Here is a 24258-nt window from a genome sequence, read left to right as displayed (position 1 = left end):
TACTTTTGAGGCTCTTAATGCTGCAAACTTTGTTTCAACTGCACTATGAGATATCGTTTTGGTATCGAAATATTTTTCGATAGCTGCTTTTTCGGCATCATTTGCACCTAATTGGTTTAAGATATTTTGCAAGTGCATTTTCATATGCCCATGTTGTATTCCTTTTGTTGTTAATGCTCTTAATGCTGCAAAATTCTGAGCCAAACCAGCAGCAGCCATAATTTGCATTAATTCTCTTGCAGACGGTTTTTGTAACATTTCTAACGATAGTTTTGCCATCGGGTGCAAGGCTGTTAATCCGCCTACGGTTCCTAAAGCCAAAGGAAGTTCTATCCAAAATTTAAAAATTCCGTTTTCTATGGAACAATGAGACAAACTTGTGTATTCTCCAGATCTTGCAGCATATGCATGAACGCCAGCTTCAACCGCTCTAAAATCGTTTGCAGTGGCTAAAACTACGGCATCTACCCCATTCATAATTCCCTTATTGTGTGTAACTGCTCTATAGGGCTCTACTTCTGCAATTTGCACTGCTTGGTAAAATTTCTCTGCAAATTTTTGAGGGTTTTCTCCACCCAAATCTTCTATTTTACAACTTACTTCTGCTCTTACCAAACACTCTGGAACGTAGTTAGAAAGGATGCTCATAACCACTTCAATTTCTTCGTTTTTAAACGCATTTGCCATCGCCTCTAAACACGAATTTATAAAGTTTGCCCCCATAGAATCTTTGGTTTCAAACGTTACATGAAGCTGATAATAGTTAGGAATTTTATCGGTTTTATCTTTTAATTCTATATCTAAAATGCCTCCACCACGTTTTTCCATATTTTTAGTAATGGAAGCTGTTGCTGCGAATAATTCTGTTTTATTTTTATTAAAATAAGTTTCTAAATCGGCTTTTTTACCAGCATACATAAAATGGATTTGACCTATTTTGGTTGTCGAAATTACCTCCGTTTTAAAACCGCCTCTTGTACTCCAAAATTTTCCTACTAACGAAGCTGCAGCCACTACAGAACTTTCTTCGATTACCATTGGCAAAACATAGGTTTTATTGTTAATTACAAAATTGGGCGCCACACCAAATGGTAAATAAAAATTTGTGATGGTATTTTCTATAAAATCGTCGTGCAGTTGTTGTAAATGCTGTTCTTCGTTCCAATATTGCGCTAAAATAGATTTCGCATTGGAATTCTCCTGTAAATAATTCTCTGCTAGCCAATTAATTTTTTCCGCTTTTGTAAACTTGGAAAAACCTGATATTTTTTTGCTCATTTATCTTTCTCTAATCTATATTGAACAAATATAAATGAATCCTCTAAAACATCGTACAATATTCAACTTTTCTCATTTTTTAACCTATATTTTGCCGATTTTTCCGTAAACTTGGCAAACTTTTATTAAATATTAATGTCTGTAATGAAAAAACTATTCATTTTAGTTACTATTTTACTTTTATCTAGCTGTAAAAAGAAAGAAACAACCACTTTAAACGATGCTGTAGGCACAAAAGAAATATCCTTAGAAGAAATTTGGGATGGCACTTTTTCTACAGATAGAATGAATGCTTTAAATTCTATGAATGGCGATTTTTATTCGCTTTTAAATTACGATAAAGAGACCAAAGAAACAACTGTAGATAAATATAGCTACCAAACTTTAGAGAAGGTAGAAACGATTGTAAATAGTAAAAATTTACAAGACTTAGAGGATTTTTCTTCTTACAGTTTTAATAACGATGAAACCAAGCTGATTTTAGGAACCGATTTCGAAAAGAAATTTAGACGCTCTTTTAAAGGTACTTTTTATGCCTATGATATTGCTTCAAAAAAATTAAGTTTAATTGGTAAAGGCATTCAAGAGCCTATTTTTTCTCCTGATAACAAAAAAGTTGCCTACGCTAAAAACAATAATATTTTTATTAAAGATTTCGCAAATAATGCTGTAATTCAAGTGACCAAAGATGGCAAAAAGAATTGTATAATTAATGGAATTACAGATTGGGTTTACGAAGAAGAGTTTGGTTTTGTAAGAGCTTTTGAGTGGAGTAAAGATAGTAGAAATTTGGCTTTTTTACGTTTTGATGAAACCAATGTACCTACTTTTTCTATGGATATTGTAGGCACAGGAAATTACCCAACGCAGCAAGTTTTTAAATATCCAAAAGCAGGAGAGAAAAATTCAGAGGTAACCCTACACATGTTTACACTTTCTTCTAAAAAAACAAAGAAAATTGGTTTGGGAGATTATGAGTATATTCCAAGAATTAAATGGTCTAATGATGCAAATATTTTAGTTGCTACGACTTTAAATCGCCATCAAAACGATTTAAAGCTATATAAGGTAAATGCCTTAAAAGGAAATGCCACTTTGCTTTTAAATGAAACGGATAAAGCGTACGTTAATATAGATGATAATTTAACTTTTTTAGCCGACAATAGTTTTATTTGGACAAGCGAAAAAAGTGGTTTCAATCATATTTATCATTACGATTTCTCTGGAAAGTTAATCAACCAAATCACAAAAGGAAAATGGGAAGTAACCAATTACTATGGTTTTAACAAAGATAAAAAAACGATTTATTATCAATCTGTAGAAAATGGCTCTACAAACAGAGGCATATATTCTATTGATTTAGATGGAAATAACAAAAAACTTTTAAGCAAAAAAGAAGGCACAAATCGCGCTGCTTTTAGCACCAACTTACACTATTTTATAAACACGTACTCATCAGCAAAAACACCTCCAATTTATTCTTTATATACTGCTGAAGGAGAAATGCTAAAGGTTATAAAAGAGAATTATAAACTCCAAAAGAAATTATCGGATTATAAAATGAGTCCGAAAGAATTTTCTACTATTACAATCAACGGAAATGAGTTAAACATGTGGATGATAAAACCTGTAGATTTTGATGAAAATAAAAAATATCCATTATTAATGTATCAATATTCTGGTCCTGGTTCGCAACAAGTGGCAAATCGTTGGAATGCTAGCAACGATTATTGGCACAATATGCTAGCCCAAAAAGGAATGATTGTGGCTTGTGTAGATGGACGTGGAACTGGTTTTAAAGGAAGTGATTTTAAAAAATCTACTTATTTAAATTTGGTAAAATACGAAACCGAAGACCAAATTGCCGCCGCAAAAAAATTAGCAGAACGTTCTTATATCGATAAAAATAATATTGGAATTTGGGGTTGGTCTTTTGGCGGTCATATGAGTACCAATTCGTTATTAAAAGGAAACGATATTTTTACTACTGCAATTGCTGTTGCTCCTGTTACTTCTTGGCGTTTTTACGACACTGTTTATACAGAGCGTTTTTTAAGAACTCCACAAGAAAATCCGGCTGGTTACGATGAGAATTCTCCAATTAATTATGCCGATAAATTACAAGGTAACTATTTGTTAGTGCATGGAACTGGGGATGATAATGTGCATGTGCAAAACTCTTATAGAATGACAAATGCTTTAATTGAAGCCAATAAACAATTCGACCAATTTATTGTACCAGATAGAACACATGGTATTTATAAAGGAAAAAACATGCGTTTGAATTTATATACAAAAATGACAAACTTTTTAGAAGAAAATTTGCTGAATAAAACAAAATAACAAACCGAAATAAATAATAATTATGTTAGACAAAGGAGTTAGTACAACCATAGAAGAACCACAAATGTTTGGGCACCCAAAAGGGTTATTTTACTTGTTTTTTGCAGAATTATGGGAACGTTTTAGTTTCTATGGAATGAGAGCGTTGTTAACGCTTTATATGGTGCAAGAAATATTTAAAGCAATTGTAGAACGAGATGCAGCAACAGCAGCTGTGTATGCTTCTTATGGTTCTTTGGTTTATGCCTCTACAGTAATTGGCGGGCAAATTTCTGATAAAATATTAGGAATGCGTAGTTCCATCTTTTTAGGAGGAATTTTAATGGCAATTGGTCATTTTGTACTAGCAATCGAAAACGACATTGCTTTCTTTTTAGCCTTGGCATTTATTATTGTTGGTAATGGTTTCTTCAAACCAAATATATCAACTTTTGTTGGTGCTTTATATAAAGAAGGTGATATTAGAAAAGACTCTGGTTTTACCATTTTTTATATGGGAATTAATATTGGTGGGTGGATAGCACCACTTTTATGTGGTTGGTTAGCTGCAGAATATGGTTGGCATTATGGTTTTGGTTTGGCAGGAATAGGAATGATGGCTGGTTTGATTTTCTTTTGGAGTGGAATTAAAAAGCATGTTTTTGGAGACAAAGGTATGCCACCTAGCAAAGAAGTTTATGAAAAAGCAATAATAGGTATTCCACAAAAAACTCTTATTCCTATAATAGCAGTATTATGTGTACCTGTAATTGCTTTTGTCTTATCTTCATATAAATCTATAACTTCAGAAGACACCTTTTTAATTGGAGAAAAAAACTTAGTGGGTATTATATTTTTAGCGATAGGTATTGCTATAGGTGTGTATCTAGTTAATATTTTAATTAAAGTTACTTTAGAAGAACGTAAAAAATTAATTATGGCAATTTTAATTACTTTTTTTATGACTCTTTTCTGGGGTTTCCATGAATTATCTGGAAGTGTAATTACTTTATTTGCATCGAGAAATGTAGATTTAACGTTTATGAATGCGAGCCAAACTAATTCATTAAACTCTATGTTTATTATTATTTTAGCAATTCCAATTTCTATGCTTTGGGCATATTTAACTAAAAAGAATATGAACCCAAGAACACCTTATAAATTCGGTTTTGGTTTAATTTTAGCAGGTTTAAGTTTTTATATACTATCTATAAGTAAAGGAAGCGCAAATGCAGAAGGCATGGTGCCTTTTGCATATTTAATTGCGATGTATTTAATCATTTCTATTGGAGAATTATTTATGTCTCCTGTTGGCTTGTCTAAAATTACAGATTTATCTCCGAAAAATATTGTTGCTTTTATGATGGGGATTTGGTTTTTATCGTCTGCATACGCATTTCAAATTGTAGGCTTTATATCTAAGCAACTAGCTGTCGAAAGTACAGATGCAAATGTTGGTGGTTTAGACACATTAGATATTTACACAGACGGATTTTTACTAATCGCAAAATATGCTTTAGGAGCAGGATTAATTGTAATTGTATTCTCTCCTTTAATGAAAAAATTAATGGGTAAAGTTCATTAATTAAAATATTTTAAAAACTCATAAATTTAATTTTATGAGTTTTTTCTTACATAAAATTTTAAAAAATGAATACAAAAATTGAACATAAAGAGTTTAGTTTATTAGGGCATAAACCTGCACTATTTGTCCTATTTTTTACAGAAATGTGGGAACGTTTTTCTTATTATGGAATGCGTGCTATTTTCGTGTTATTTTTAACTGCTTCTTTCTCTGATGGTGGCTGGGAATGGACCAGAGAAAGAGCTTTGGGGCTGTTAGGAATTTATACTAGCTCTGTATATTTAACCCCTTTAATTGGTGGTATTATTGCAGATAAACTTTTAGGCTACCAAAAAGCAGTTGCACTAGGTGCTTTTGTTATGACTTTAGGGCATGCAGCAATGTCTATGGAAACAGAAATTACTTTATACATTGGTATTGGTCTTTTAATTATTGGTAATGGATTATTTAAACCAAATGTAACCTCTATCGTTAGCGGTTTGTACGACAAATACCCTGAACGTAAAGATGGCGCTTTTACTATTTTTTATATGGGAGTAAATGCTGGCGGATTTCTAGGAGTCTTGTTATGTGGGTTCTTAGCCAATAATTTAAGTTATTCTTGGGGATTTGGTTTAGCTGGTGTTTTTATGTTTTTAGGAACGCTACAGTTTTGGTTTGGTAGAGAAATTTTCGAGAATATAGGAATTTTACCAAGCAAAAAAGTAAATTTATCAGATGCTGTTGCTAAAATCGAAATTACAGCAGATAAAGTACCTGATAATATTCAAACTCATAGATACATTGTTGTAGGAATTCTAGCATTCTTTACAGTATTCTTCTGGTGGGCTTTTGAGCAAGCTAGTGGATCTATGAATATCTTTGCCAGAGATTATACACAAAGGGCATTAACTGGCAACGCTGCACTGGTATTTAAAATTGTAGACATTTTAGTGTCAACAGTGCCATTACTTATAATTTCTTGGGTTTTATTTAAACTATTTTCACAAACTCTAAAAAAAATCACACTCTCTAATACTGTTCTAGGAATAAGTTTTTTAAGTATTTGGGCAATTGTTATCTGGAAATTAAGTGTAATAATTCCACAACAAAATGCAGAAATTGAAGCTTCTTGGTTTTTAATTTTGAATTCGTTATTTATAATTTTTCTAGCTCCTTTATTTTCTAAGTGGTGGGAAAGTAAGTTCAACCCTTCTGCTGCTGTAAAGTTTGGTATAGGTATGATTTTGTTAGGAATAGGTTTTGGCGCATTAGCTTATGGTGCTAGTTCTATTCCTCAAGGTGCAAAAACTGCTTCTGTTAGTTTAATATGGTTAGTTTTGGCATATTTATTTCACACAATGGGAGAGCTATGTGTCTCTCCAGTTGGTCTTTCTTATGTTTCTAAATTAGTTCCCGCAAAAAAAATAGGAATGATGTTTGGAATATGGTATTTGGTAAATGCTTTAGGAAATTATTTGGCTGCAAAAACAGGAAGTTATATAGATCCAATAGTCGAAGAACATTCCATGTCTTATTTCTTTTTAATTTTTACTATAATACCAGCGTCTGTTGGTTTAATTTTCTTGCTAATAAACCCTATCATAAAAAAATTAATGCATGGTATTAGATAATATTTACAGTTTAATGTAAATTACAATTATTAAGAAAAACAGTCTTTTCTTAACGCATTTTAACTAACGTTATAAAAAAAGCACAGTTATATATTGTTTTATTTTTTGTAAGTTTGGCATACGATTTGCGAACCAAAATAACATGAAAAAATTAATAACACTTATAGCAATTATTACTTTTGCTTTTCAAACAAAAGCGCAAGAAATAAATTGGATTACCTTAGAAAAAGCGGTAGAACTGCAAAAAACAAATCCTAAAAAATTATGATGGATATGTATGCGGTTTGGTGTGGTCCTTGTAGGATATTAGATAAAAATACTTTTCAAAATAAAAGCGTGGCAGCATACGTAAATAAAAACTATTATGCTGTAAAGTTTAATGCAGAGGGAAATGACGAGGTTTCTTTTAAAGATAAGGTTTTTAAAAATCCAAATTACGACCCTAAAAAAGCAAAAAGTAGAAATTCTGGACACGAATTATCTACCTACTTTGGTGTAAGAGCCTATCCAACAATTGTTTTTTTAGATGAAAAAGCAGAGTTTATTGCTCCTATTCCTGGTTATAAAACACCCAAACAATTAGAGTTGTTTTTAAAACTTTTTAAAAATGACGACTACAAAGAAATCAAAAGCAAAGAAGATTTTGTTAAGTATCAAGAAGCATTTCAATTCGAGTTTACTGAATAATTTTTCTTAAAAAGAATTAATTTTTTAAAACATAAGCTCCATTTTTACCAGTATAATAAAATGGAGTTTTTTGTTTTCTAGACGTTTCTTTCCACCTAAATATATAACTTTTGTAATTAGACCCGTCTGCAATTATCTGCCTTGGTTTTAAAGCCCTAATGAGCCTTTCTAAATTTATTTTTGGCGAATATTGTAAAATAATAATTGGGTTTTCTACATGTTTTAATGCATACACCCCTAAACTATCTACCAACATAATATTCTTGTTTTTAAACCGAGTAAAATGTTGAAAGTTTACAGATTTTATTTCCGAAATTCCCTCAGAAATTCGGTAAGATTTAATGCTAAAATCATCTTTAAAACCAATCGAATCTAAATTGTGTTGCAATAATAAATTACTTCCTATTCTTTTTCCGATAATAGAAGATTTACTTTTATGAAAAACAATAATTTCTTCTTTATTTAGGTTGATTTTCTTTTCAAAAAAATAGATGCCTTGTACTCCTAAAATAACGATTAAAACAATTATTAATTTTTTAGCTTTTTTGTGCATTAAAAAATCTACCCCTAAAATAATAAAAGCATACCAAGCCAACATCCATAAAAAAGACATAGATATTTCTTTAAATAAAAAGGTTTCTTGTTGCGAAATCCAGCGTACAAAACTATTCATCCAAGAAATTACAACTCCATATAAATCTGCCAAAAATTGCGGTAAAATATTTAATAAAGAAGTAAAAATTACTAAAATGCCACCAATTAAAATATACATCAAAACAGGGATAATTACCAAATTCGAAACCAAAAACAATCCAGGAATTTGTTCAAAATAATAGATACTTAAAGGTAAAATACCTACTTGAGCAGCTATAGAAACTGTAAATAACTGCCACATTTTATCTAAAATTTTTAGTTTGGGTTGCATTAATTGATACAATTTTGGTTGTACCCAAATAATTGCAAAAACAGCCAAATAACTTAATTGAAAACCAACATCAAAAAGAAACATTGGTTTTATAATTAGCAATAAAAATAAAGAAGAAACTAAAGAAAAGAAAACAACATTTTTCTTTTTAAAAGTGAAACCAACCGCTAAAAAAGTAAACATGGTAACCGCTCTTAATACAGATGCAGAAAGACCCGCTATAAAAGCAAACATCCATAAAAATAAAATAATGATAAATAGTTTTAGGTATTTTCCGTTTTTGAATCTTTCTAGGGGCTTAAAAATAAAGGAAAGGATTAATAATATTACACCAACATGTAAACCTGAAACCGCTAAAATATGAATGGCACCTGCTTTGGAATAATTTGCAATTAATTCTTTAGAAATATCTTGTCTTTGACCCAAAAGCAATGCATTTATTACAGACAATTCATCTTCTTTAAAATGATATTTCTTTAACGAAGCTTGTACCAAACCTCTAAATTTAGCAGACAAACCTAAAGGCGAAAAGTTTTTTGATTCTAATTTTAAAAAGCGATTATTTTCTGTAAATATTTGTTGATGAATGCCTTGTTTTGCCAAATATGCTTTATAGTTAAATTGATGCGGATTTAAAGGTAGATTTATTTCTAAAAACTCTGGCTTTAAGCAAATTAAATCATCGACATTTAGCAGCTTACCAAAACTATCTTTTTGCACGTTTAATAAAACAGTGCCCATAGTTTTTTGCTGTTTTATTTGAATTACTTCAGCTTTGTATTTATTTGAATAATTACCAGATTTTAATACCTTTTTTATTTTAAGAACAACGCTTTCTTCCTCTTTTAGATGATGCTGATAATAGTTGTCGTAATTTACATCATCTGTAATAAAAACAGCAAAAACACCCAAGTTAAAGAAAATAAATGCGGTTAAAATAGTGGTAAAAAAACGGTTTTTAATCAATAATAGAAGTGCAAAAAACAAGAATATTAGAAAAGATTCCTGAAAATTAAATTGCCAAAATTGTGTGTAAAATTGGACGAGGATTCCAATAATTAAAAACACAGTAAAATGCATTGGCAAATAATTCTTTAGCTTTCTCATGGCTAGCTAAAAGTACTATTTTTTTTTCTAAATAACTAATAAGCAGTAAATTAAAAATAAGTCAATCTATAAAATAGCCATTGCTTTTACAAATGCTTTTTTCCAGTATTTTTCTGATAATGAAGAAATTATAACTCCTCTAGAAGTTGTAGAGTGTATAAATCGAATACTCCCTTTATTTACAGAAACGATTAAACCAACATGGTTTATTCTTCTTCTTGTTTTAGAGGTTTTAAAGAAAAGCAAATCTCCTTTTTTGGCTTTTTCAAGCGGAATTTTCTTTCCGCTTTTTGCCATATCTCTAGAAATTCTTGGCAGCTGTACATTCTCTTCTCCAAAAGCAACGTAAACAACTCCAGAGCAATCCATTCCTCTTTGGGTAGTGCCACCAAATTTATACCTTACACCTTTATATTTTAGCGCATTTGCAACGATTTTATCTGCTTTTGAGGCAGGTTTACTAGTAGTTTTTACAACTTTTTTAGAAGACGAGCAACTCATCAATATAGAAAAGAAAAGTACTAAAAATACACCTTTTTTCATCTAATTAAATTGTTTTACAATTTTTGTGGCGACCTTTTTAGAAGCTCCTTTTCCGCCTAATTTTTTTTCTAAATCGAAATACTGTAAAAATAATTCTTCTCGATGTTTTGTTTCTAGAATTTTAGAAAGCTCTTTTCGAAGGTTTTGGGTTGTAAAATCGTTCTGAATTAATTCTTTAACCACCTCTTTGTCCATTATTAAATTTACTAAAGAAATAAATTTTAGCGTTATAATTCTTTTTGCAATTTGATAAGAAATTGCACTTCCTTTATAACACACTACTTGTGGTACTTTAAACAAAGCGGTTTCTAAAGTTGCAGTTCCTGAAGCGACCAAGGCAGCATAAGAAATGCTTAACAAATCGTGTGTTTTGTTATTGATAAATTTTACTTCTTTGCCTTTAATAATATTTTGATAAAAACTTAAATCTTGACTCGGAGCTCCTGCAATTACAAATTGGTAATCTTCAAAATCATCAACAATCGATAACATTACAGCCAACATTTTCGAAATTTCTTGCTTTCTACTTCCTGGTAATAACGCAATAATGGGTTGTTTACTTAAATTATGTGCTTTTCGAAATTCTATTTCTGATACTTGATTTCTATCTGCAATTGCATCAATTAAAGGATGCCCTACAAAAGAAACTTTATAGTTGTATTTTTTGTAAAACTCTTTTTCAAAAGGAAGAATTACAAACATTTTATCGATGTCTCTTTTAATATCTTGTACTCTTGCAGCTCTGCTTGCCCAAACTTGTGGCGAAATATAATAATTGGTTTTAAAACCAGCTGTTTTTGCCCATTTTGCAACACGTAAATTAAAACCAGAATTGTCTATAAAAATAATTACATCGGGTTTAAAATTTGCAATGTCTTTTTTACAATATTTAATAAAACCTAAAACTTTACTTAAATTTCTTAATACTTCTACAAACCCCATAAAAGCACGTTCTTTGTAGTGAGTTACCAAAGTTCCGCCAACCGCTTGCATTAAATCTCCACCCCAAAAACGAATGTTTGCTTTTGTATCTATTTTGTACAATTCTTTCATTAAGTTAGAACCGTGTAAATCTCCAGAAGCTTCGCCTGCAATTATATAATATTTCATAATAATTAATATGTCTGCTCGAGCGCAGTCGAGACTTAATTAAACTCTCGCAAACTGCTCTATTATCTTTAAATTAAAAAAACTTTAAAATTAAAGTGGTTAATGCAATTAAAATGGTAGCTATTAGAACTCCTTTTGCTCTATTATCTTGTTTCTTTTTAATGAAAACAAAAAACACAAATAAGTTTGGTATTGCAGCTAAAGAAAGTACTTTCCCGTATAAATTTCCTTCTTTTATCATTTGTAGAGTATCTGCAAAACTGTATTTAGAAAAATATTCTAAGTACAAGAAAATGCCACCAAAAGTGGCAAATAAGGCGACTAAAATGCCAATTAAAACATCTTTTTTTACAGTTCCCAAGAATTTAATTTTTGAATCATGTGGTGTGCAGTCATATCAAATTGAACAGGTACCACAGAAATATACCCATTTTCTAAGGCATAAATGTCTGTATCTTGTCCTTTGTCTTTATTTACAAACTCGCCAGAAAGCCAATAATATTCTTTTCCGAACGGACTTTTACGTTTGTCGAAAATTTCTTTCCAATAACCATTTGCTTGCCTACAAATTTTTACTCCATTAATTTCTTCTTTTTTTAAATTAGGAATATTTACATTTAAAACAACACCATCTGGTATTCCGTTTAAAAGTGCGTTTAAAGTTATATTTTTTACAAATTCTTCTGATGGTTTAAAATCTGCATGCCATTTAAAATCTAATAAAGAAAAGCCAATTGCAGGAACCCCTCAATACCAGCTTCAATTGCAGCACTCATGGTACCAGAATAAATAACATTTATAGACGAATTTGCTCCGTGGTTTATGCCAGAAACACACAAATCTGGTCTTCTATTTAATATTTGATTAATTGCCATTTTTACACAATCTGCAGGAGTTCCAGAGCAGGTATATTCTAATTGTGGTCCCTCGTCTATAGTAATTGGGTTACAAGTAAGCACATTATCAACAGTAATGGCATGTCCCATTCCGCTTTGTGGACTGTCTGGAGCAACGACTACAACATCTCCAATTTTGTTCATTATTTTAATTAAAGCTCTTAATCCTGGAGCTGTTATTCCATCGTCATTGGTGACTAAAATTAATGGTTTTTCTTGCATTCGAATTGTTTTAAATACAAATGTAATTTATTTTTACCGATTTTGTTTTTAACATTTTGTAAAGAATGTTGTATTACATTTTTATGTAACATTGTAAGAAACTAATTTTTAATGAAATGAATCGTCTATTTTTAAAATTAATAATAGTTTTATCGTTCTTTTTTTCAGATAAATTTACAGCGCAATCGAGCTCAAATAAACCTTGTGCTGGAGTAGTATACAATCAATTTGATTTTTGGATAGGAGATTGGAAAGTCTATGACACAAAAGGAAATTTAATTGGAAAAAACAGCATTTTAAAAATACAAGAAAATTGTGCTTTACAAGAAAATTGGGTTTCTAACACTGGTACTAATAAAGGTACAAGTTATAATTTTTACAATAAAGTTGATAATACTTGGAACCAAGTTTGGATAGATAATACCGGATTTTCTTTAATTTTAAAAGGGGGGCTCGTAAACGGAAAAATGGTTTTAAAAAGCAAATTAATTGAATCTAAAAAAGGAAATTATTACAATAAAATTACTTGGAGTAAAAACAAAGACAATTCTGTCACTCAAATTTGGGAGTATGTAAATGAAAATGGAAAAGTACTCTCTGAAGTATTTAAAGGAATCTATAAAAAATAATGTAAAAATCAATTTTTTAAATTTTTTGGCATTATTTTAGTAATTTAGAAGTTAAACATATTATTATTCAATACAAATCACGATATATTATTTTATGAACAAGAAACAAAAAATTAACATTTCGATATTGGCATTTTTTATGCTGTTATTTAGCGTAGGGTTTCAAGCGAATAACGACGTTGAAATTAAAGACCCCAACAAAGACAAAATTCTTATTTATGTTTTAAAAAATATACTTACAAGAGGGCATTTTGTTGTAAAAGACATGAATGACGATTTCTCTGAAAAAGTATATAAAAACTTTATAGATGGCTTAGACCCTAGTAAACGCTATTTTACACAAGAAGATCTTAAAGAATTTTCGAAATACAAATACGAAATCGACAACCAACTTCTAAAGGACGATGTTTCTTTTTACAATTTAGTATATGGTCGTTTTTCAGAGAAAATAAAAGACGCAAAATTATACTATGCAGATATATTAGCGAAACCCTTTAACTTTAATAAAAAAGAAGTTATAGATGTCGATTACGATAAAGTACCATTCGCAAAAAACGAAAACGAATTGATTGATTATTGGAGAAAGCAATTAAAATTAAGTACACTAAGCAGAATACAAGACAAGCTAGAAAAACAAAATAGTAAATTAAAAAAAGATAAAAAGTACAAGACAAAATCATTTAAAGAATTAGAAAAAGAAGCTAGAGCAGAGGTTCTAAAAAATATGAACGAATTGTACTTAAGAATCGAAGAATTAGAACACGAAGACTGGTTTTCTACTTTTTTAAACAGTGTTGTTGGGGCTTTTGACCCACATACAACATATATGGCTCCAAGAACAAAAGAACGTTTCGACCAAGACATGTCTGGAAAATTAGAAGGAATTGGAGCTCGCTTAGTAAAAAAAGGAATTTATACAGAAATTTTTGAATTGGTTTCTGGCGGTCCAGCATGGAAACAAGGAGAGTTAGAAGCAGGAGACATTATTTTAGAAGTTGCCCAAGGAGATAAAGAACCTTTAGACATTGTAGGCATGCGTTTAGATGATGCCATAAAATTTATCAAAGGTAAAAAAGGAACAGAAGTAAGGTTAACTGTTAAGAAAAAGTTAGACGGTTCTACCAAAATAATTTCAATTATTAGAGATGTTGTAGAGTTAGAAGAAACGTTTGTAAAATCTACAATTGTAGAAAAAAACGGTAAAAAATACGGTTTAATAGATTTGCCAAGATTTTACATCGATTTTTCTGACAGCAATGCCAGAGATTCTGCCAAAGATATGGAGAAAGAAATTGAGCGTTTAAAAGAAGAAAATGTTGCTGGCTTATTAATCGACTTAAGAAATAATGGTGGTGGTTCTTTAAAAACGGCCATTGAAATTGCTGGTTTATTTATTACAGAAGGCCCTATTGTTCAAGTAAAATATCGTGGCCAAGACCCAATTGTAAAAAATGATGTAGATCCAAAAATGCAATGGGATGGTTCTGTTGTAATTTTAGTAAACGAATTATCTGCTTCTGCTTCAGAAATTTTTGCAGCAGCAATGCAAGATTATGGGCGTGCCGTTATTATTGGAGGAAATCAAACCTATGGAAAAGGAACCGTACAAAGTGTAATTCCTATTAACAACTTTTATCCAAAATTTGAAGATGATTTAGGCGCAATAAAAATGACCATTCAAAAGTTCTATAGAGTAAATGGAGGTTCTACCCAAATTGAAGGAGTTTATTCTGATATTGCTATGCCAGACAGATATAGTTATATGAAATTTGGAGAGCGAGATTTAGAAGGTGCTTTAACTTGGGACAAAGTTCCGCAAGCAAAATACACACGAACAAATTCCTACGAAAACTTTTCTGAAGTTGTAAATAACAGTAAAGAAAGAATTGCAAATAATCCAAAATTTAATTTAATAAACGACTATGCAAAATGGTTAAAACAAAACCAAGACAATACTTCGTTTTCTTTAAATTTTAAAGAGTTTTCCAACCATAGCAAACAACAAGAAAATTCGGCAAAAAAATACAAATCTGCTTTCGATTACAAATCGAATTTAAGTTTTAACTCTCCAAAATACGAACTACCTTTATTAAAAAAAGATTCTATTTTAGAACAAAAAAGAGAAGATTGGCATAAAAATCTCTCTAAAGATGTTTACGTTGCAGAAGCACTAAATGTTTTAAGTGAGCTAAAGCTTAAAAATAATAGACAAATTGTAAAAAACTAAATTAAAACACCTTATTTACCTGATAAAATTTTAAATTTTATCAGGTTTTTTATACTACAAACCATGAACTTTAAAATTGAATTTGCAACAAAATGGTCCGATTTCGACCCGAACAGACACATGCGTCATACAGCATATAACGATTATGCTGCAGAAGTGCGTGTTCGTTTTTTTGCTGCTTATAATTTTTCTATCGAAGAATTTACAAAACACAATATTGGTCCGATTTTATTTACCGAAGAAACTTCATTTCGAAAAGAAATTCATTTAGGAGAAAACATTACTGTAAATTTAAAAGTATCTGGTATTTCTAAAAACAACGAACGTTGGAAATTAGTACACGAAGTTTTTAATGAAGCAGGACAATTATCCGCAGTTATTAAAGTTTATGGTGCTTGGATAGATTTAACAAAAAGAAAACTAACAGTTCCACCTAAAGAAACCGAAAGCTTGTTTTTATCTGCAGAAAAAACCGAGAATTTCGAAATTATTTCTATAAACTAAATTATAAACCTGATTTCTAGATAAAAAGTACACATAAAAACAGCACATCTTGCATTAAATTACCGAAAAGACCCTTCAGGTTTTTAAAAACCTGAAGGGTCTGAATAAAAACCTGAAGGGTCTGAAAATAAAAATAACGAATGTTGGAAATTAGTACACGAATTTTTTAATGAAGCAGGACAATTATCCGCAGTTATTAAAGTTTATGGTGCTTGGATAGATTTAACAAAAAGAAAACTAACAGTTCCACCTAAAGAAACCGAAAGCTTGTTTTTATCTGCAGAAAAAACCGAGAATTTCGAAATTATTTCTATAAACTAAATTATAAACCTGATTTCTAGGTAAAAAGTACACATAAAAACAGCACATCTTGTATTAAATTACCGAAAAGACCCTTCAGGTTTTTAAAAACCTGAAGGGTCTTAATAAAAACCTGAAGGGTCTGAAAATATATTTACCTGAGTTCGATTAATAAATTGTCAACTGATTAGACTTTACAGTCTGATATTTTATAGCAGGTTTTTTTGGTAAAAAGCTATATGCAATAAGACCTGCGATTATGTTTGACAAGAAATTAGTAAAACTTCTATGTCTAGAATGTTCAATTTGACAAATATTTTTGAGTTCGTCATTTACGGTTTCAATAACAGAGCGTTTACGCAGTAAAATTTTATCACTCATTGTCATTAAAGAATTCTTCATATTGTTTTTAATATGAGTAATTAAATGCAATCCATCAGCAAAAAGTAACTGCATTAAATCTTTTCCAACATAACCTTTGTCCGCATATAACTTACCATAAATTTTATCTAAAAAAGACTTCTTTTTTAATGGCGTTCTATCATCAACATTAGCTTGGGTTATGCAGAAGTTTAGGATTTCACCTTTATCATTTATAACGATATGCAATTTAAAGCCATGGAACCATCCTATAGTGGATTTTCCAGTGGTTGCAATGCCTTTAAATACTTTATTATTCTTAATTCGTTTGGGGCTGCAAACTCTAACAGGTGTAGAATCTACAAAAGAAATACCCGTAGAATTACCTAAACAACATGTCTTTAAAAATAAAGTCATTGGCATGAGGTTTTGCTGCATGAGTTCTGTAAATCTATTGTATGAAACTGTAGCAGGGAAATCATCTTGCATATGCTTTTGCAAGTAATACACGTAAAAGTGTTTAAAGGTCCTAAAACCACTAAGCTGAAACAAAATGGTAATGGTAATTACCTCGCTATTTGACATAACACTGGGACGTTTTGATGGATTGCCTAAAAGGTGTTTACTTACTATTTGGTCATATTCTTTACAAAATTCATCAACAAGACAGAAAATTTCAGTAATTTTAGAGTAGATTATCATAGATAGATTTTTAGATTAATAAATTGAAATTCAATACTTTAATTTACTGAAAATCTATCTTTTTTACTAGAAAAAAATGCCTAAATTTTAATCGAACTCAGGTTATTTACTCCAAAAAAAGTTGTTTATTCTTGTTGTTAATAAAAACTTTTCTTTGTTCGTGAGTTGAAATAAAGTTTTCAAGTCCATCAAACAAATCTAAAACTTCATTTCTATCGAGACTTGTCTCTTTTGAAGATAAAAAAGATTGGTATGATGAAAATTTATAACGACTAAAATTATTAGAAATTTGATGGTTTTCAGGATTCAAATGAATATAAATAATTAATGTTTTTAAATAATTTTCATCAGTAATGTTTATTCTTTTAAACGGTTTTTCTAACAAACTTCCAGTTCTTTTGTATTTCTTATTTATGGCTTTGGTGTAAGCATTAAATAAGTTAGAAAAGTATTTTGATGGTTTCTCACAATCATCATTAATTCTTAAAAGAATGTGAAAATGATTTTTAAGTAAACAATAACAATAAATTTTAGAAATTGGTAACAAATATTTTTTAATTAAATTGAGAAAATAATCATAATTTAATTCTTCAAAAAAAATATCTTGACTATTATTACCTCTATTGTAAATGTGATAATAAAATCCGGAATTTATTTTTTCTATTTGCATATTTTCTAAAATAAGCCCCTCAGGTTTTCAATACACTATATCACTTTAATCGCTTCTTTAAAAAGTGTTATCATTTTTGGTTCTGCTTCATTAGCAATGGCAATAATTTCTGAAATATTTACAGGTTGTAGATTTTCAGGATCGCACTCGTCTGTTAACACAGAAATAGCTGCACAAGGCAAATTTAGTTGTTTGGCAACAATTACTTCTGGCACTGTGCTCATTCCAACAGCATCTGCTTCTAAAATTTGCAACATTCTGTATTCTGCTCTGGTTTCTAATTGTGGTCCTAAAACACTTGCATAAACCCCTTTATGTAATTGAATTTTTTGTTTTGTTGCAATTAAATTTAGTTTTGTGTTTATTTCTTTTGAATAGGGTTCTAACATATCCGCAAAAATATTTCCAAAATTATTGGCTCCGTTAAAAGCTAATGGAGAAGTTCCTTGTAGGTTAATATGGTCTTCAATTAGCATTAAGTCGCCTTTTTTATAATCGAGATTTACTGCGCCTGCTGCATTTGAAATCAGTAAAGTTTTAATTCCTAAACCCTGCATTGTTCTTATTCCGTAGGTAACTTCCCAAGCATTGTAGCCTTCATATAAATGAAAACGACCCGACATTACCAATACTTTTTTGCCAGATAATTCGCCATAAATTAATTTGCCAGAATGAAACTCTACAGTTGCCTGCGGAAAATGTGGTATATCCGCATATCCAATTTCTAATTCGGTGGAAATCTCATCAACCAATTTCCCCAAACCTGTACCTAGAACAATTCCTATTTCTGGAGTTGTAATTCCCTTTGATTTTAAAAAATCGATTGTTTCTTGTAATTGTTGCTTTTTCATTAATACTGAATTTATTTTATAATAATTCAGCATTAAAAAATAATTACTGAATCACTAATTTTTGAGTTTTAGATGCATTTTCAACAGAAACATTAATCATATAAATTCCTGGTGGTAAGAAAGAAACATCTATGGTTTTTTCTTGTTTTTCTTTTGATAGAAAACTTGTTTTCCTAAAACATTAAAAATACGAATTTCTGCAGAATTTGCCTCTATATTTTCAATATGAATTTTGTTTTTTGCGGGGTTTGGGTAAACTTTCGTTTTTTCTAAAACAGTATTTTTTACAGATAATACAGAACAGGTATTATTATTAAATGGCGTTATAGAACCAAAATCCCAAAAAGCATTAAATTGAAGGCAGTAAAAGAAAACAGTATCGAATTTTGTAATGTCTTTTCCTGATGGAATTGCAACCGTAAAAGTTTGTGCCCCACTAGAATTAATTAATCCGAATTGAAAATTATCTAAATTATTTATCAAAGAATTTCTTAATTGTGCATCTGTTTTTCCATTTCTGTTTACCAAATACGCTCTAACATCTGGTCCAGAAGCAGTTTTAAAATTGCTTGCTAAATTTAATGTAACTGTATTATTTGTATTTAAAGTAACAGATACATTGCCAGAAATATTATAAGAAGTAATGGAGGTGTTGTTGCCAAAGTTTGTGACATTTTCGGAACATTGCCCATTTATTTGAGAAAAAATAAGCGAAAAAAACAGTGTAAGTAATGTTGTTTTCATGGAAAGCTATTTAGAGTTGATAAACGTATTCATAATTTCTGGGATATTTTCAATATCCCCATATACATCTATGTCGTTTTTAAACTCCAATAATTTCACTTTTTTGTTTTTTAAATCTGCTAGCGTATTTTTTAGAACCGTTTCTGTACCCCATTTTTTATTTTTGAAGATATTTTCTTCCAAAGAATTCATTCCTAGTAAATAATAACCACCATCTACTGCAGGGCCAATAACTACGTCGTTGTTATCTAATTCATGAAACGCTTTTTCAATATTTTTAGACGATAAATCGTACAAATCGCTTCCAATAATTAATACTTTTTTGTAGCCAGCATCAAATCCGTTTTTGAAAGCATTTTTCATTCGAATGCCTAAATCTTCGCCAAACTGTTGATATTTTTGATAAATTTCTGGATTCCAAATATCGTTTTCTCGAATTTTTACGGAGTAATAAACGGCTTTGTCTGCAGTTTTTACTTCCGAAGAAATATTTCTGGTTCTTTCTAATAAAAATTTATAAATTTCTAAAGCAGTTTCGTCTCCAACCCTTTTTGCCAAACGTGTTTTTGCTTTGCCTAATTCAGGATTTCTTGTAAAGATTAGTAGTAGGTTTTTGTTCATTTTCAATAAGATTATTTGGATTCGTTTATCTGAATTAAAGATTCTTTAAGAATAAGGTTTAGCAAATAAATAATTAAAAGAAATGACAAGAAAATCAAGATTGCTTCATTTAATTAAGGTTTATAATGTTTTTTCATTGCAGTGAAAACTGCGACTGCCAACTGAAGACTGAAATACTGCCAACTGAAGAATTACTCATAAACTTTTTTTCCTTTTTTAAGCCATTTGCTCCAGCTTTTACTAAAAGCATGTACCTTTTCAGTTTCGTTCCCTAAAGTGTCAACCACTTTAAAATCGGCATTTTTCCATTCAAAAATACCTCCATACAAATTGTAAACATTTGTGTAACCTTCTTGTATTAATTTATGAGCAACAGTTTCCGAGCGAATTCCTAAAGAACAATACACCACTATTTTTGTGTTTTTATCTTTTGGTATTTTTTCTAAGGTTTCTTTTAATTTAAAATCGTCATAACCCACACGAATTGCATCTTTTAAATGACTAACATTAAATTCTTTTTCTTCTCTAGCGTCTAGTAAAATAGCTTTTGTTTTTGGTAACGCAAGTGTTTCTACAGAAATGTAAGGTACATTTCTGGTATTCCATTTATCTAATAATTTATCTAGTTTTTTTTGTGCAGAAATTGTTGAAGGAACCAATAATAAAAGGATGAATATTTTTTTCATTTTTTAAATTTTAAAGTTGAATACCAAAACCTTGCAAACCAGTTTCTATGGGTGGTAAAATTTCTGTATTATCCCAAATACCTGTAACAATCGTTCTTGAATATTCTTCTGGAAGCAAACCATTTTGCATTAATTTGCTGGTTAATTTGTAATTGTATTCTAGTGTTTTATGTGTAAAGTTAAAACTATTATTTGAATCATTTAAAATTGCATACCAAACAGTTGGGTTTCCATCATTAGCTGGCATTCCAATTACTCCTGCATTCAACCAAAGTTTGTCTTTTTCTTGATGATTGAAAGGCAAACCACAATGTCCGCCAATTATAACATTAGCATTTGTTGCTTCAAAATTGGGTTCTTTTATGGCCCAATCTGTAGATTTAAAAATAAATTCTGATACATTAAAAAAAGAACCATGTACAACAGTTACTCTCTTTTTTGCATAGTTAAATGAAATGTTGTTCGGAATCGTTTTTAAAAATTCCATCGAATTTTCAGACAATTTACTTTGTGCATAAGGGTACCATAGTTGAGAAAATTCATCACAACGTGAACCTTCTCTAAAATCGCAACCACAATCTTCTGCATTTTCTCGTAACTGAATTTCTACATTTCCAGCAATACTTCTAACTCCCCATAATTTAAAAAGTTGCACTGTTTCTTCGGGTTGTGCACAATACCCCACAATATCTCCAGTGCAAATACAATTTTCTGGCGGGATATTTTCCTTTTCAGCAATTTGTTTTAAAGCTTCTAAAGCTTGTAAATTGCTATAAACACCTCCAAAAACGAGTATTTTACCAGATATTTCGCCTAAATGCGTTATTTTTTGATCCATTTTGGAATAAAATATAAAATGATACAACTTAAAATTCCCCAAAGATTTACCCAAAGCAAATCTGCATATTTTCCTTTTGTAAAAATTAATGATTCTGGGAACGACTTCAACACTAATAAGATTCCAAAAATTAAACCACAAATTACGCTTGCATAAAAACTAATTTTTGGCACTTTTACCTTCCAAAAGATAAAAACGGGTGTTAGCCCGATAACCATGGTTCCAGAAATGGTGGTTGCCGATAAAATTTCTGCACCAAAAAATACGGGTAATGTTCCTAAAACGGCAACAATTATCATCGAAATTCTTCCGAAAGAAACCGTTTTTCCTAAATTTAAATCCACAGATAATAATTTAGAAAATGAAGAGAAAGTAGAATCTAATGTGGAGGCTGCAGAGGTGATCATAATAAAATTAATCACCAGTAAAATTACAACACCCAAGGCTTTACCTACTTCTACAGCTGCTTGTCCTTTCATGCCTTGTGATTGTGCATACACACCAATTACACTAAATAAAATAATACAAATTGCACCTAAAATACTTGCCCATAAAAAACTTTTACGCGTTACTTTTGGTGAACTTATAAAACCTCGATCTGTTAAAACAGGATCGTGAAAAGGATAACTAAAAGATTGAATAAGAGCCGCAAAAAAGAGGTTTAAACCCAGTTCGAAACTCCATGTTCCTGACGAAATGATTTCTTTTGTAGTAAATTCTTCCGCAGAAAAAATAGTTGCTAAAATAATAATTAGCAAAACAGAAAATAAAACCATTTGAATTACATCTGTAAAAATAGAGCTACTCAAACCACCTTTTAAAGCATAACCTAAGGTTAAAATTGTAAACACAAGAATCGACCAATAATAAGATGCGCTTTCTTGTTCACCAAAATAACTTCCAATAACCATGGTGTTACTCCAAACTTCATTAAAAAGCCGAAAAGCTATTAGAATAGAGAAAACAGCCACTGCTTTTTTTCCGAATCTAGATGTTAAAAATTGATGAATACTTGTAAAACCACCTTTTACTCGTAATTGATAAATAATAACACCAGCAACTGCAAAAGAAAGATAATAACCAGCATAAGCAACTCCACCAACAATACCAAAAGACAACCCTAAATTTGCGGCATTTGTAATGCTTTTTGCAAAAATCCAAGAAATGATTAAACTTCCAGTTAATACTAAAGTATTAGGTGCTTTTTTTTGGTTTACAGCCTTAAAAAACTGGTCTGTTGTTTTTGCGAGCGGAGATAAAAAGAACAAGATTAAACTTGAACTTATTACCAAAAGCCATTGCCAATTAATTACATCCATATTTTTATAGATACTCCTTTAGATTTAAAAACAAAAAGAATTTATTTTTACTCGTTCCACCAAACTTTTACATCTAAACTATTTCCGTTTGTTGCGGCTTCTGCAACTTTATAATTCTCTGCATTTAATGTAGCTGCATCAGCAGGATAAGGCATTCTTACAGGAATTAATCCATTATTTAAACTGGCAGCAACATTTTTTAAAGCTGGAAATCCTGTTCTTCTGAATTCAATCCAACTTTCGTAACCGTTAATTGTATTTGCAATCCATTTTTGCGTGATAATTTGCTCTAATGGTGTTTTTCCTACTGCGTTTAAATTGGCATTTCCAGCTAAATATGTTGCTGGTAAATTTGTATTCCAATACTCAAAAGCCAATGTAACTGCATTGTTGTATAAAGTTTCCACATTTGTGGTAATCAAACCTTTTTGAGCAGCTTCTGCTAATAAAAAACTGGTTTCCCAAGCAGTCATAAAATTTGCGTCTAAAGTAGAAGTATCTTCTCTAAAAATTTTACCCACTAAAGAATAGTCATTTGGAGATGGAGTAGTGGTAGAGGCATTAATTCCGTTAATTAAACCATTAAATTCGTTAGAATTAGAGTTTTTAAAAGGTTGATAAAAAGTAGCAACTCTATTGTCATTTAAATCAGCAAAAATTTCTTCAGCAGTTTCCGACATTACAAAATTTGTAAAATCGCCATCTCTTAATTGTGCAAATCTAAAATTATTTGGAGCCGTATTTGTAAAATCGAAAGTGGCGTTTTCGCTATTATTTTTGATGTAATTTCCACTCGTAAATATGGCTTGTAATTGATTTGAAACATCAACTTTATTAGAAATACGCATTAAATATTTAATTTTTAAAGAATTTGCAAAACGTACCCAAGCGTTTAAATCGCCATTAAATAGAATATCTCCTTCCAAAGGAATTGCAGCTGTATATGCGTTAATGGCAGCAATTGCTTTATCTAAATTATCTAAAATTCCGTTTTCTTTTTGATAAATGTCTTCCTGTAAATCGTATTTTGGAGTTACAGTGCCTCCAACACCATTAAATGCTTCAAAATAAGGAACATCACCAAAAATATCTGTTAATGCTGCTGCCATATAAGCTTTTAAAATTAATGCGGGTCCTTCATAAACCGCAAAAGCTGGTGCTTCACGAGATTTTTTGAGTATAATTTCATTGTCACGTAAATTGGTAAAAAATATGGGCCAAGGATTTCCACCTAATTGTGGAGATTTTAAATCGTGCCTGTCAAATAAATTAAAATCTAAAAGTGCATAGTGTTGTGATAATAAGTTTCCTGCTGCAAAACCTTCATAACTCATTTGTTCGCCATAATCGTAAATAACTTGTCTTAACAATAAGCTTGGTTGTACAGAAACTGGCGAATTTTGGTTGGTATTAATTTCTTCAAAATCTTTGGTGCAACTGGCAAACGTAATTGCAAAAATTGCGATGATATATATAATTTTTTTCATTTTTTATGTTTTCTGTCATTTCGACCTTGTGG

20 protein-coding genes and 3 pseudogenes are annotated in these 24258 nt (G+C 30.4%); 8 read left to right on the top strand and 15 right to left on the bottom strand.

Going from position 1 to position 24258, the window contains the following annotated elements; translation table 11 throughout:
• Positions 1 to 12: 12 nt before the first annotated feature.
• Positions 13 to 1278 (bottom strand): annotated as a pseudogene (locus tag JL193_RS06130) (hydroxymethylglutaryl-CoA reductase, degradative); the annotation flags it as partial.
• A gap of 144 nt (positions 1279 to 1422) precedes the next feature.
• On the opposite strand from JL193_RS06130, the gene JL193_RS06125 reads away from it, so the two are divergent.
• From JL193_RS06125 to JL193_RS06110, 5 genes are all read left to right on the top strand, one after another.
• The gene (locus tag JL193_RS06125; protein WP_207972945.1) at positions 1423 to 3621 is read left to right on the top strand and encodes a S9 family peptidase; all 2199 of its coding nucleotides are present in this window, start codon (positions 1423 to 1425) and stop codon (positions 3619 to 3621) included.
• 22 nt (positions 3622 to 3643) lie between these two features.
• Positions 3644 to 5185 carry a peptide MFS transporter gene (locus tag JL193_RS06120; protein ID WP_207972944.1) on the top strand — a complete coding sequence of 514 codons (1542 nt, stop codon included), beginning with the start codon at positions 3644 to 3646 and terminating at the stop codon, positions 5183 to 5185.
• A gap of 65 nt (positions 5186 to 5250) precedes the next feature.
• Positions 5251 to 6798, top strand: coding sequence for a peptide MFS transporter (locus JL193_RS06115; protein WP_207972943.1), 1548 nt, complete (start codon positions 5251 to 5253; stop codon positions 6796 to 6798).
• A gap of 142 nt (positions 6799 to 6940) precedes the next feature.
• Positions 6941 to 7066: a hypothetical protein gene (locus JL193_RS17475; RefSeq protein WP_367890033.1), complete on the top strand. Its 126-nt coding sequence runs from the start codon at positions 6941 to 6943 to the stop codon at positions 7064 to 7066.
• A complete protein-coding gene (locus JL193_RS06110) occupies positions 7063 to 7485 on the top strand; it encodes a thioredoxin family protein (RefSeq protein WP_367890032.1) in 423 nt (140 codons plus the stop codon). The genes JL193_RS17475 and JL193_RS06110 overlap by 4 nt, the downstream gene beginning before the upstream one ends.
• Positions 7486 to 7501: 16 nt before the next feature.
• On the opposite strand, the gene JL193_RS06105 is transcribed toward JL193_RS06110, so the two are convergent.
• The 5 genes and pseudogenes from JL193_RS06105 to surE all read right to left on the bottom strand — a co-directional run bounded on the left by JL193_RS06105 (position 7502) and on the right by surE (position 12288).
• Positions 7502 to 9490, bottom strand: coding sequence for a ComEC/Rec2 family competence protein (locus tag JL193_RS06105; protein WP_302849926.1), 1989 nt, complete (start codon positions 9488 to 9490; stop codon positions 7502 to 7504).
• Positions 9491 to 9583: 93 nt separating this feature from the next.
• A complete protein-coding gene (locus JL193_RS06100; RefSeq protein WP_207972941.1) occupies positions 9584 to 10060 on the bottom strand; it encodes a C40 family peptidase in 477 nt (158 codons plus the stop codon).
• The gene (lpxB, locus tag JL193_RS06095) at positions 10061 to 11170 is read right to left on the bottom strand and encodes a lipid-A-disaccharide synthase (RefSeq protein ID WP_207972940.1); all 1110 of its coding nucleotides are present in this window, start codon (positions 11168 to 11170) and stop codon (positions 10061 to 10063) included.
• Between the two features lie 73 nt (positions 11171 to 11243).
• Complete coding sequence (locus tag JL193_RS06090) at positions 11244 to 11531, bottom strand: hypothetical protein (protein WP_207972939.1); 288 nt, start codon at positions 11529 to 11531, stop codon at positions 11244 to 11246.
• Positions 11519 to 12288: pseudogene (gene surE / locus JL193_RS06085) on the bottom strand (5'/3'-nucleotidase SurE). The gene JL193_RS06090 and the pseudogene surE overlap by 13 nt, the downstream one beginning before the upstream one ends.
• A 116-nt stretch (positions 12289 to 12404) precedes the next feature.
• On the opposite strand from surE, the gene JL193_RS06080 reads away from it, so the two are divergent.
• The 3 genes from JL193_RS06080 to JL193_RS06070 all read left to right on the top strand — a co-directional run bounded on the left by JL193_RS06080 (position 12405) and on the right by JL193_RS06070 (position 15648).
• Positions 12405 to 12917, top strand: coding sequence for a hypothetical protein (locus JL193_RS06080; protein WP_207972938.1), 513 nt, complete (start codon positions 12405 to 12407; stop codon positions 12915 to 12917).
• Between the two features lie 139 nt (positions 12918 to 13056).
• A complete protein-coding gene (locus tag JL193_RS06075) occupies positions 13057 to 15144 on the top strand; it encodes a carboxy terminal-processing peptidase (protein ID WP_437440090.1) in 2088 nt (695 codons plus the stop codon).
• Positions 15145 to 15207: 63 nt separating this feature from the next.
• Positions 15208 to 15648 (top strand): acyl-CoA thioesterase, encoded by a 441-nt coding sequence (locus tag JL193_RS06070; RefSeq protein WP_207972936.1) that lies wholly within the window; start codon positions 15208 to 15210, stop codon positions 15646 to 15648.
• 468 nt (positions 15649 to 16116) lie between these two features.
• Here JL193_RS06070 and JL193_RS06065 read toward each other — a convergent pair whose 3' ends face one another.
• The 9 genes and pseudogenes from JL193_RS06065 to JL193_RS06020 form a co-directional block, all read right to left on the bottom strand.
• Positions 16117 to 17010, bottom strand: coding sequence for an IS982 family transposase (locus tag JL193_RS06065; RefSeq protein ID WP_207970412.1), 894 nt, complete (start codon positions 17008 to 17010; stop codon positions 16117 to 16119).
• A 106-nt stretch (positions 17011 to 17116) separates the two neighbouring features.
• Complete coding sequence (locus JL193_RS06060; protein ID WP_207972935.1) at positions 17117 to 17680, bottom strand: transposase; 564 nt, start codon at positions 17678 to 17680, stop codon at positions 17117 to 17119.
• Positions 17681 to 17715: 35 nt separating this feature from the next.
• On the bottom strand, positions 17716 to 18531 hold the full coding sequence (locus tag JL193_RS06055) for a purine-nucleoside phosphorylase (RefSeq protein ID WP_207972934.1): 816 nt from the start codon (positions 18529 to 18531) through the stop codon (positions 17716 to 17718).
• A 43-nt stretch (positions 18532 to 18574) separates the two neighbouring features.
• Positions 18575 to 19275 (bottom strand): annotated as a pseudogene (locus tag JL193_RS06045) (T9SS type A sorting domain-containing protein).
• A gap of 6 nt (positions 19276 to 19281) precedes the next feature.
• Entirely contained in the window at positions 19282 to 19896 is a 615-nt protein-coding gene (locus JL193_RS06040; protein ID WP_207972932.1) for a TIGR04282 family arsenosugar biosynthesis glycosyltransferase, read from the bottom strand.
• A gap of 191 nt (positions 19897 to 20087) precedes the next feature.
• A complete protein-coding gene (locus JL193_RS06035) occupies positions 20088 to 20582 on the bottom strand; it encodes a rhodanese-like domain-containing protein (protein ID WP_207972931.1) in 495 nt (164 codons plus the stop codon).
• A gap of 10 nt (positions 20583 to 20592) precedes the next feature.
• Positions 20593 to 21420, bottom strand: a complete 828-nt coding sequence (locus tag JL193_RS06030) for a metallophosphoesterase family protein (protein WP_207972930.1) — start codon at positions 21418 to 21420, stop codon at positions 20593 to 20595.
• Complete coding sequence (locus JL193_RS06025; protein ID WP_207972929.1) at positions 21405 to 22739, bottom strand: sodium:solute symporter family transporter; 1335 nt, start codon at positions 22737 to 22739, stop codon at positions 21405 to 21407. Before JL193_RS06025 ends, JL193_RS06030 begins: the two co-directional genes overlap by 16 nt.
• A 47-nt stretch (positions 22740 to 22786) precedes the next feature.
• Positions 22787 to 24226 (bottom strand): SusD/RagB family nutrient-binding outer membrane lipoprotein, encoded by a 1440-nt coding sequence (locus tag JL193_RS06020; RefSeq protein ID WP_207972928.1) that lies wholly within the window; start codon positions 24224 to 24226, stop codon positions 22787 to 22789.
• Between the last annotated feature and the right edge of the window lie 32 nt (positions 24227 to 24258).

It is taken from the genome of Polaribacter batillariae (assembly GCF_017498485.1).
In the GTDB taxonomy this organism is placed as follows: Bacteria; Bacteroidota; Bacteroidia; order Flavobacteriales; family Flavobacteriaceae; genus Polaribacter; species Polaribacter batillariae.
The sequence above is the reverse complement of the archived record's forward strand: the minus strand, read 5'-3'. Positions and strand labels throughout refer to the sequence as shown.

Excerpts from the sequence above, each read along its gene's own strand:
- JL193_RS06120 (WP_207972944.1), top strand. The coding sequence starts at position 3,644 with ATGTTAGACAAAGGAGTTAGTACAACCATAGAAGAACCACAAATGTTT.
- JL193_RS06030 (WP_207972930.1), bottom strand. The coding sequence starts at position 21,420 with ATGGATCAAAAAATAACGCATTTAGGCGAAATATCTGGTAAAATACTC.
- JL193_RS06075 (WP_437440090.1), top strand. The coding sequence starts at position 13,057 with ATGCTGTTATTTAGCGTAGGGTTTCAAGCGAATAACGACGTTGAAATT.
- JL193_RS06125 (WP_207972945.1), top strand. The coding sequence starts at position 1,423 with ATGAAAAAACTATTCATTTTAGTTACTATTTTACTTTTATCTAGCTGT.
- JL193_RS06055 (WP_207972934.1), bottom strand. The coding sequence starts at position 18,531 with ATGAAAAAGCAACAATTACAAGAAACAATCGATTTTTTAAAATCAAAG.
- JL193_RS06100 (WP_207972941.1), bottom strand. The coding sequence starts at position 10,060 with ATGAAAAAAGGTGTATTTTTAGTACTTTTCTTTTCTATATTGATGAGT.
- JL193_RS06035 (WP_207972931.1), bottom strand. The coding sequence starts at position 20,582 with ATGAAAAAAATATTCATCCTTTTATTATTGGTTCCTTCAACAATTTCT.
- JL193_RS06065 (WP_207970412.1), bottom strand. The coding sequence starts at position 17,010 with ATGATAATCTACTCTAAAATTACTGAAATTTTCTGTCTTGTTGATGAA.
- JL193_RS06105 (WP_302849926.1), bottom strand. The coding sequence starts at position 9,490 with ATGCATTTTACTGTGTTTTTAATTATTGGAATCCTCGTCCAATTTTAC.
- JL193_RS06115 (WP_207972943.1), top strand. The coding sequence starts at position 5,251 with ATGAATACAAAAATTGAACATAAAGAGTTTAGTTTATTAGGGCATAAA.
- JL193_RS06060 (WP_207972935.1), bottom strand. The coding sequence starts at position 17,680 with ATGCAAATAGAAAAAATAAATTCCGGATTTTATTATCACATTTACAAT.
- JL193_RS06080 (WP_207972938.1), top strand. The coding sequence starts at position 12,405 with ATGAATCGTCTATTTTTAAAATTAATAATAGTTTTATCGTTCTTTTTT.
- JL193_RS06110 (WP_367890032.1), top strand. The coding sequence starts at position 7,063 with ATGATGGATATGTATGCGGTTTGGTGTGGTCCTTGTAGGATATTAGAT.
- lpxB (WP_207972940.1), bottom strand. The coding sequence starts at position 11,170 with ATGAAATATTATATAATTGCAGGCGAAGCTTCTGGAGATTTACACGGT.
- JL193_RS06070 (WP_207972936.1), top strand. The coding sequence starts at position 15,208 with ATGAACTTTAAAATTGAATTTGCAACAAAATGGTCCGATTTCGACCCG.
- JL193_RS06025 (WP_207972929.1), bottom strand. The coding sequence starts at position 22,739 with ATGGATGTAATTAATTGGCAATGGCTTTTGGTAATAAGTTCAAGTTTA.
- JL193_RS06020 (WP_207972928.1), bottom strand. The coding sequence starts at position 24,226 with ATGAAAAAAATTATATATATCATCGCAATTTTTGCAATTACGTTTGCC.
- JL193_RS06040 (WP_207972932.1), bottom strand. The coding sequence starts at position 19,896 with ATGAACAAAAACCTACTACTAATCTTTACAAGAAATCCTGAATTAGGC.
- JL193_RS17475 (WP_367890033.1), top strand. The coding sequence starts at position 6,941 with ATGAAAAAATTAATAACACTTATAGCAATTATTACTTTTGCTTTTCAA.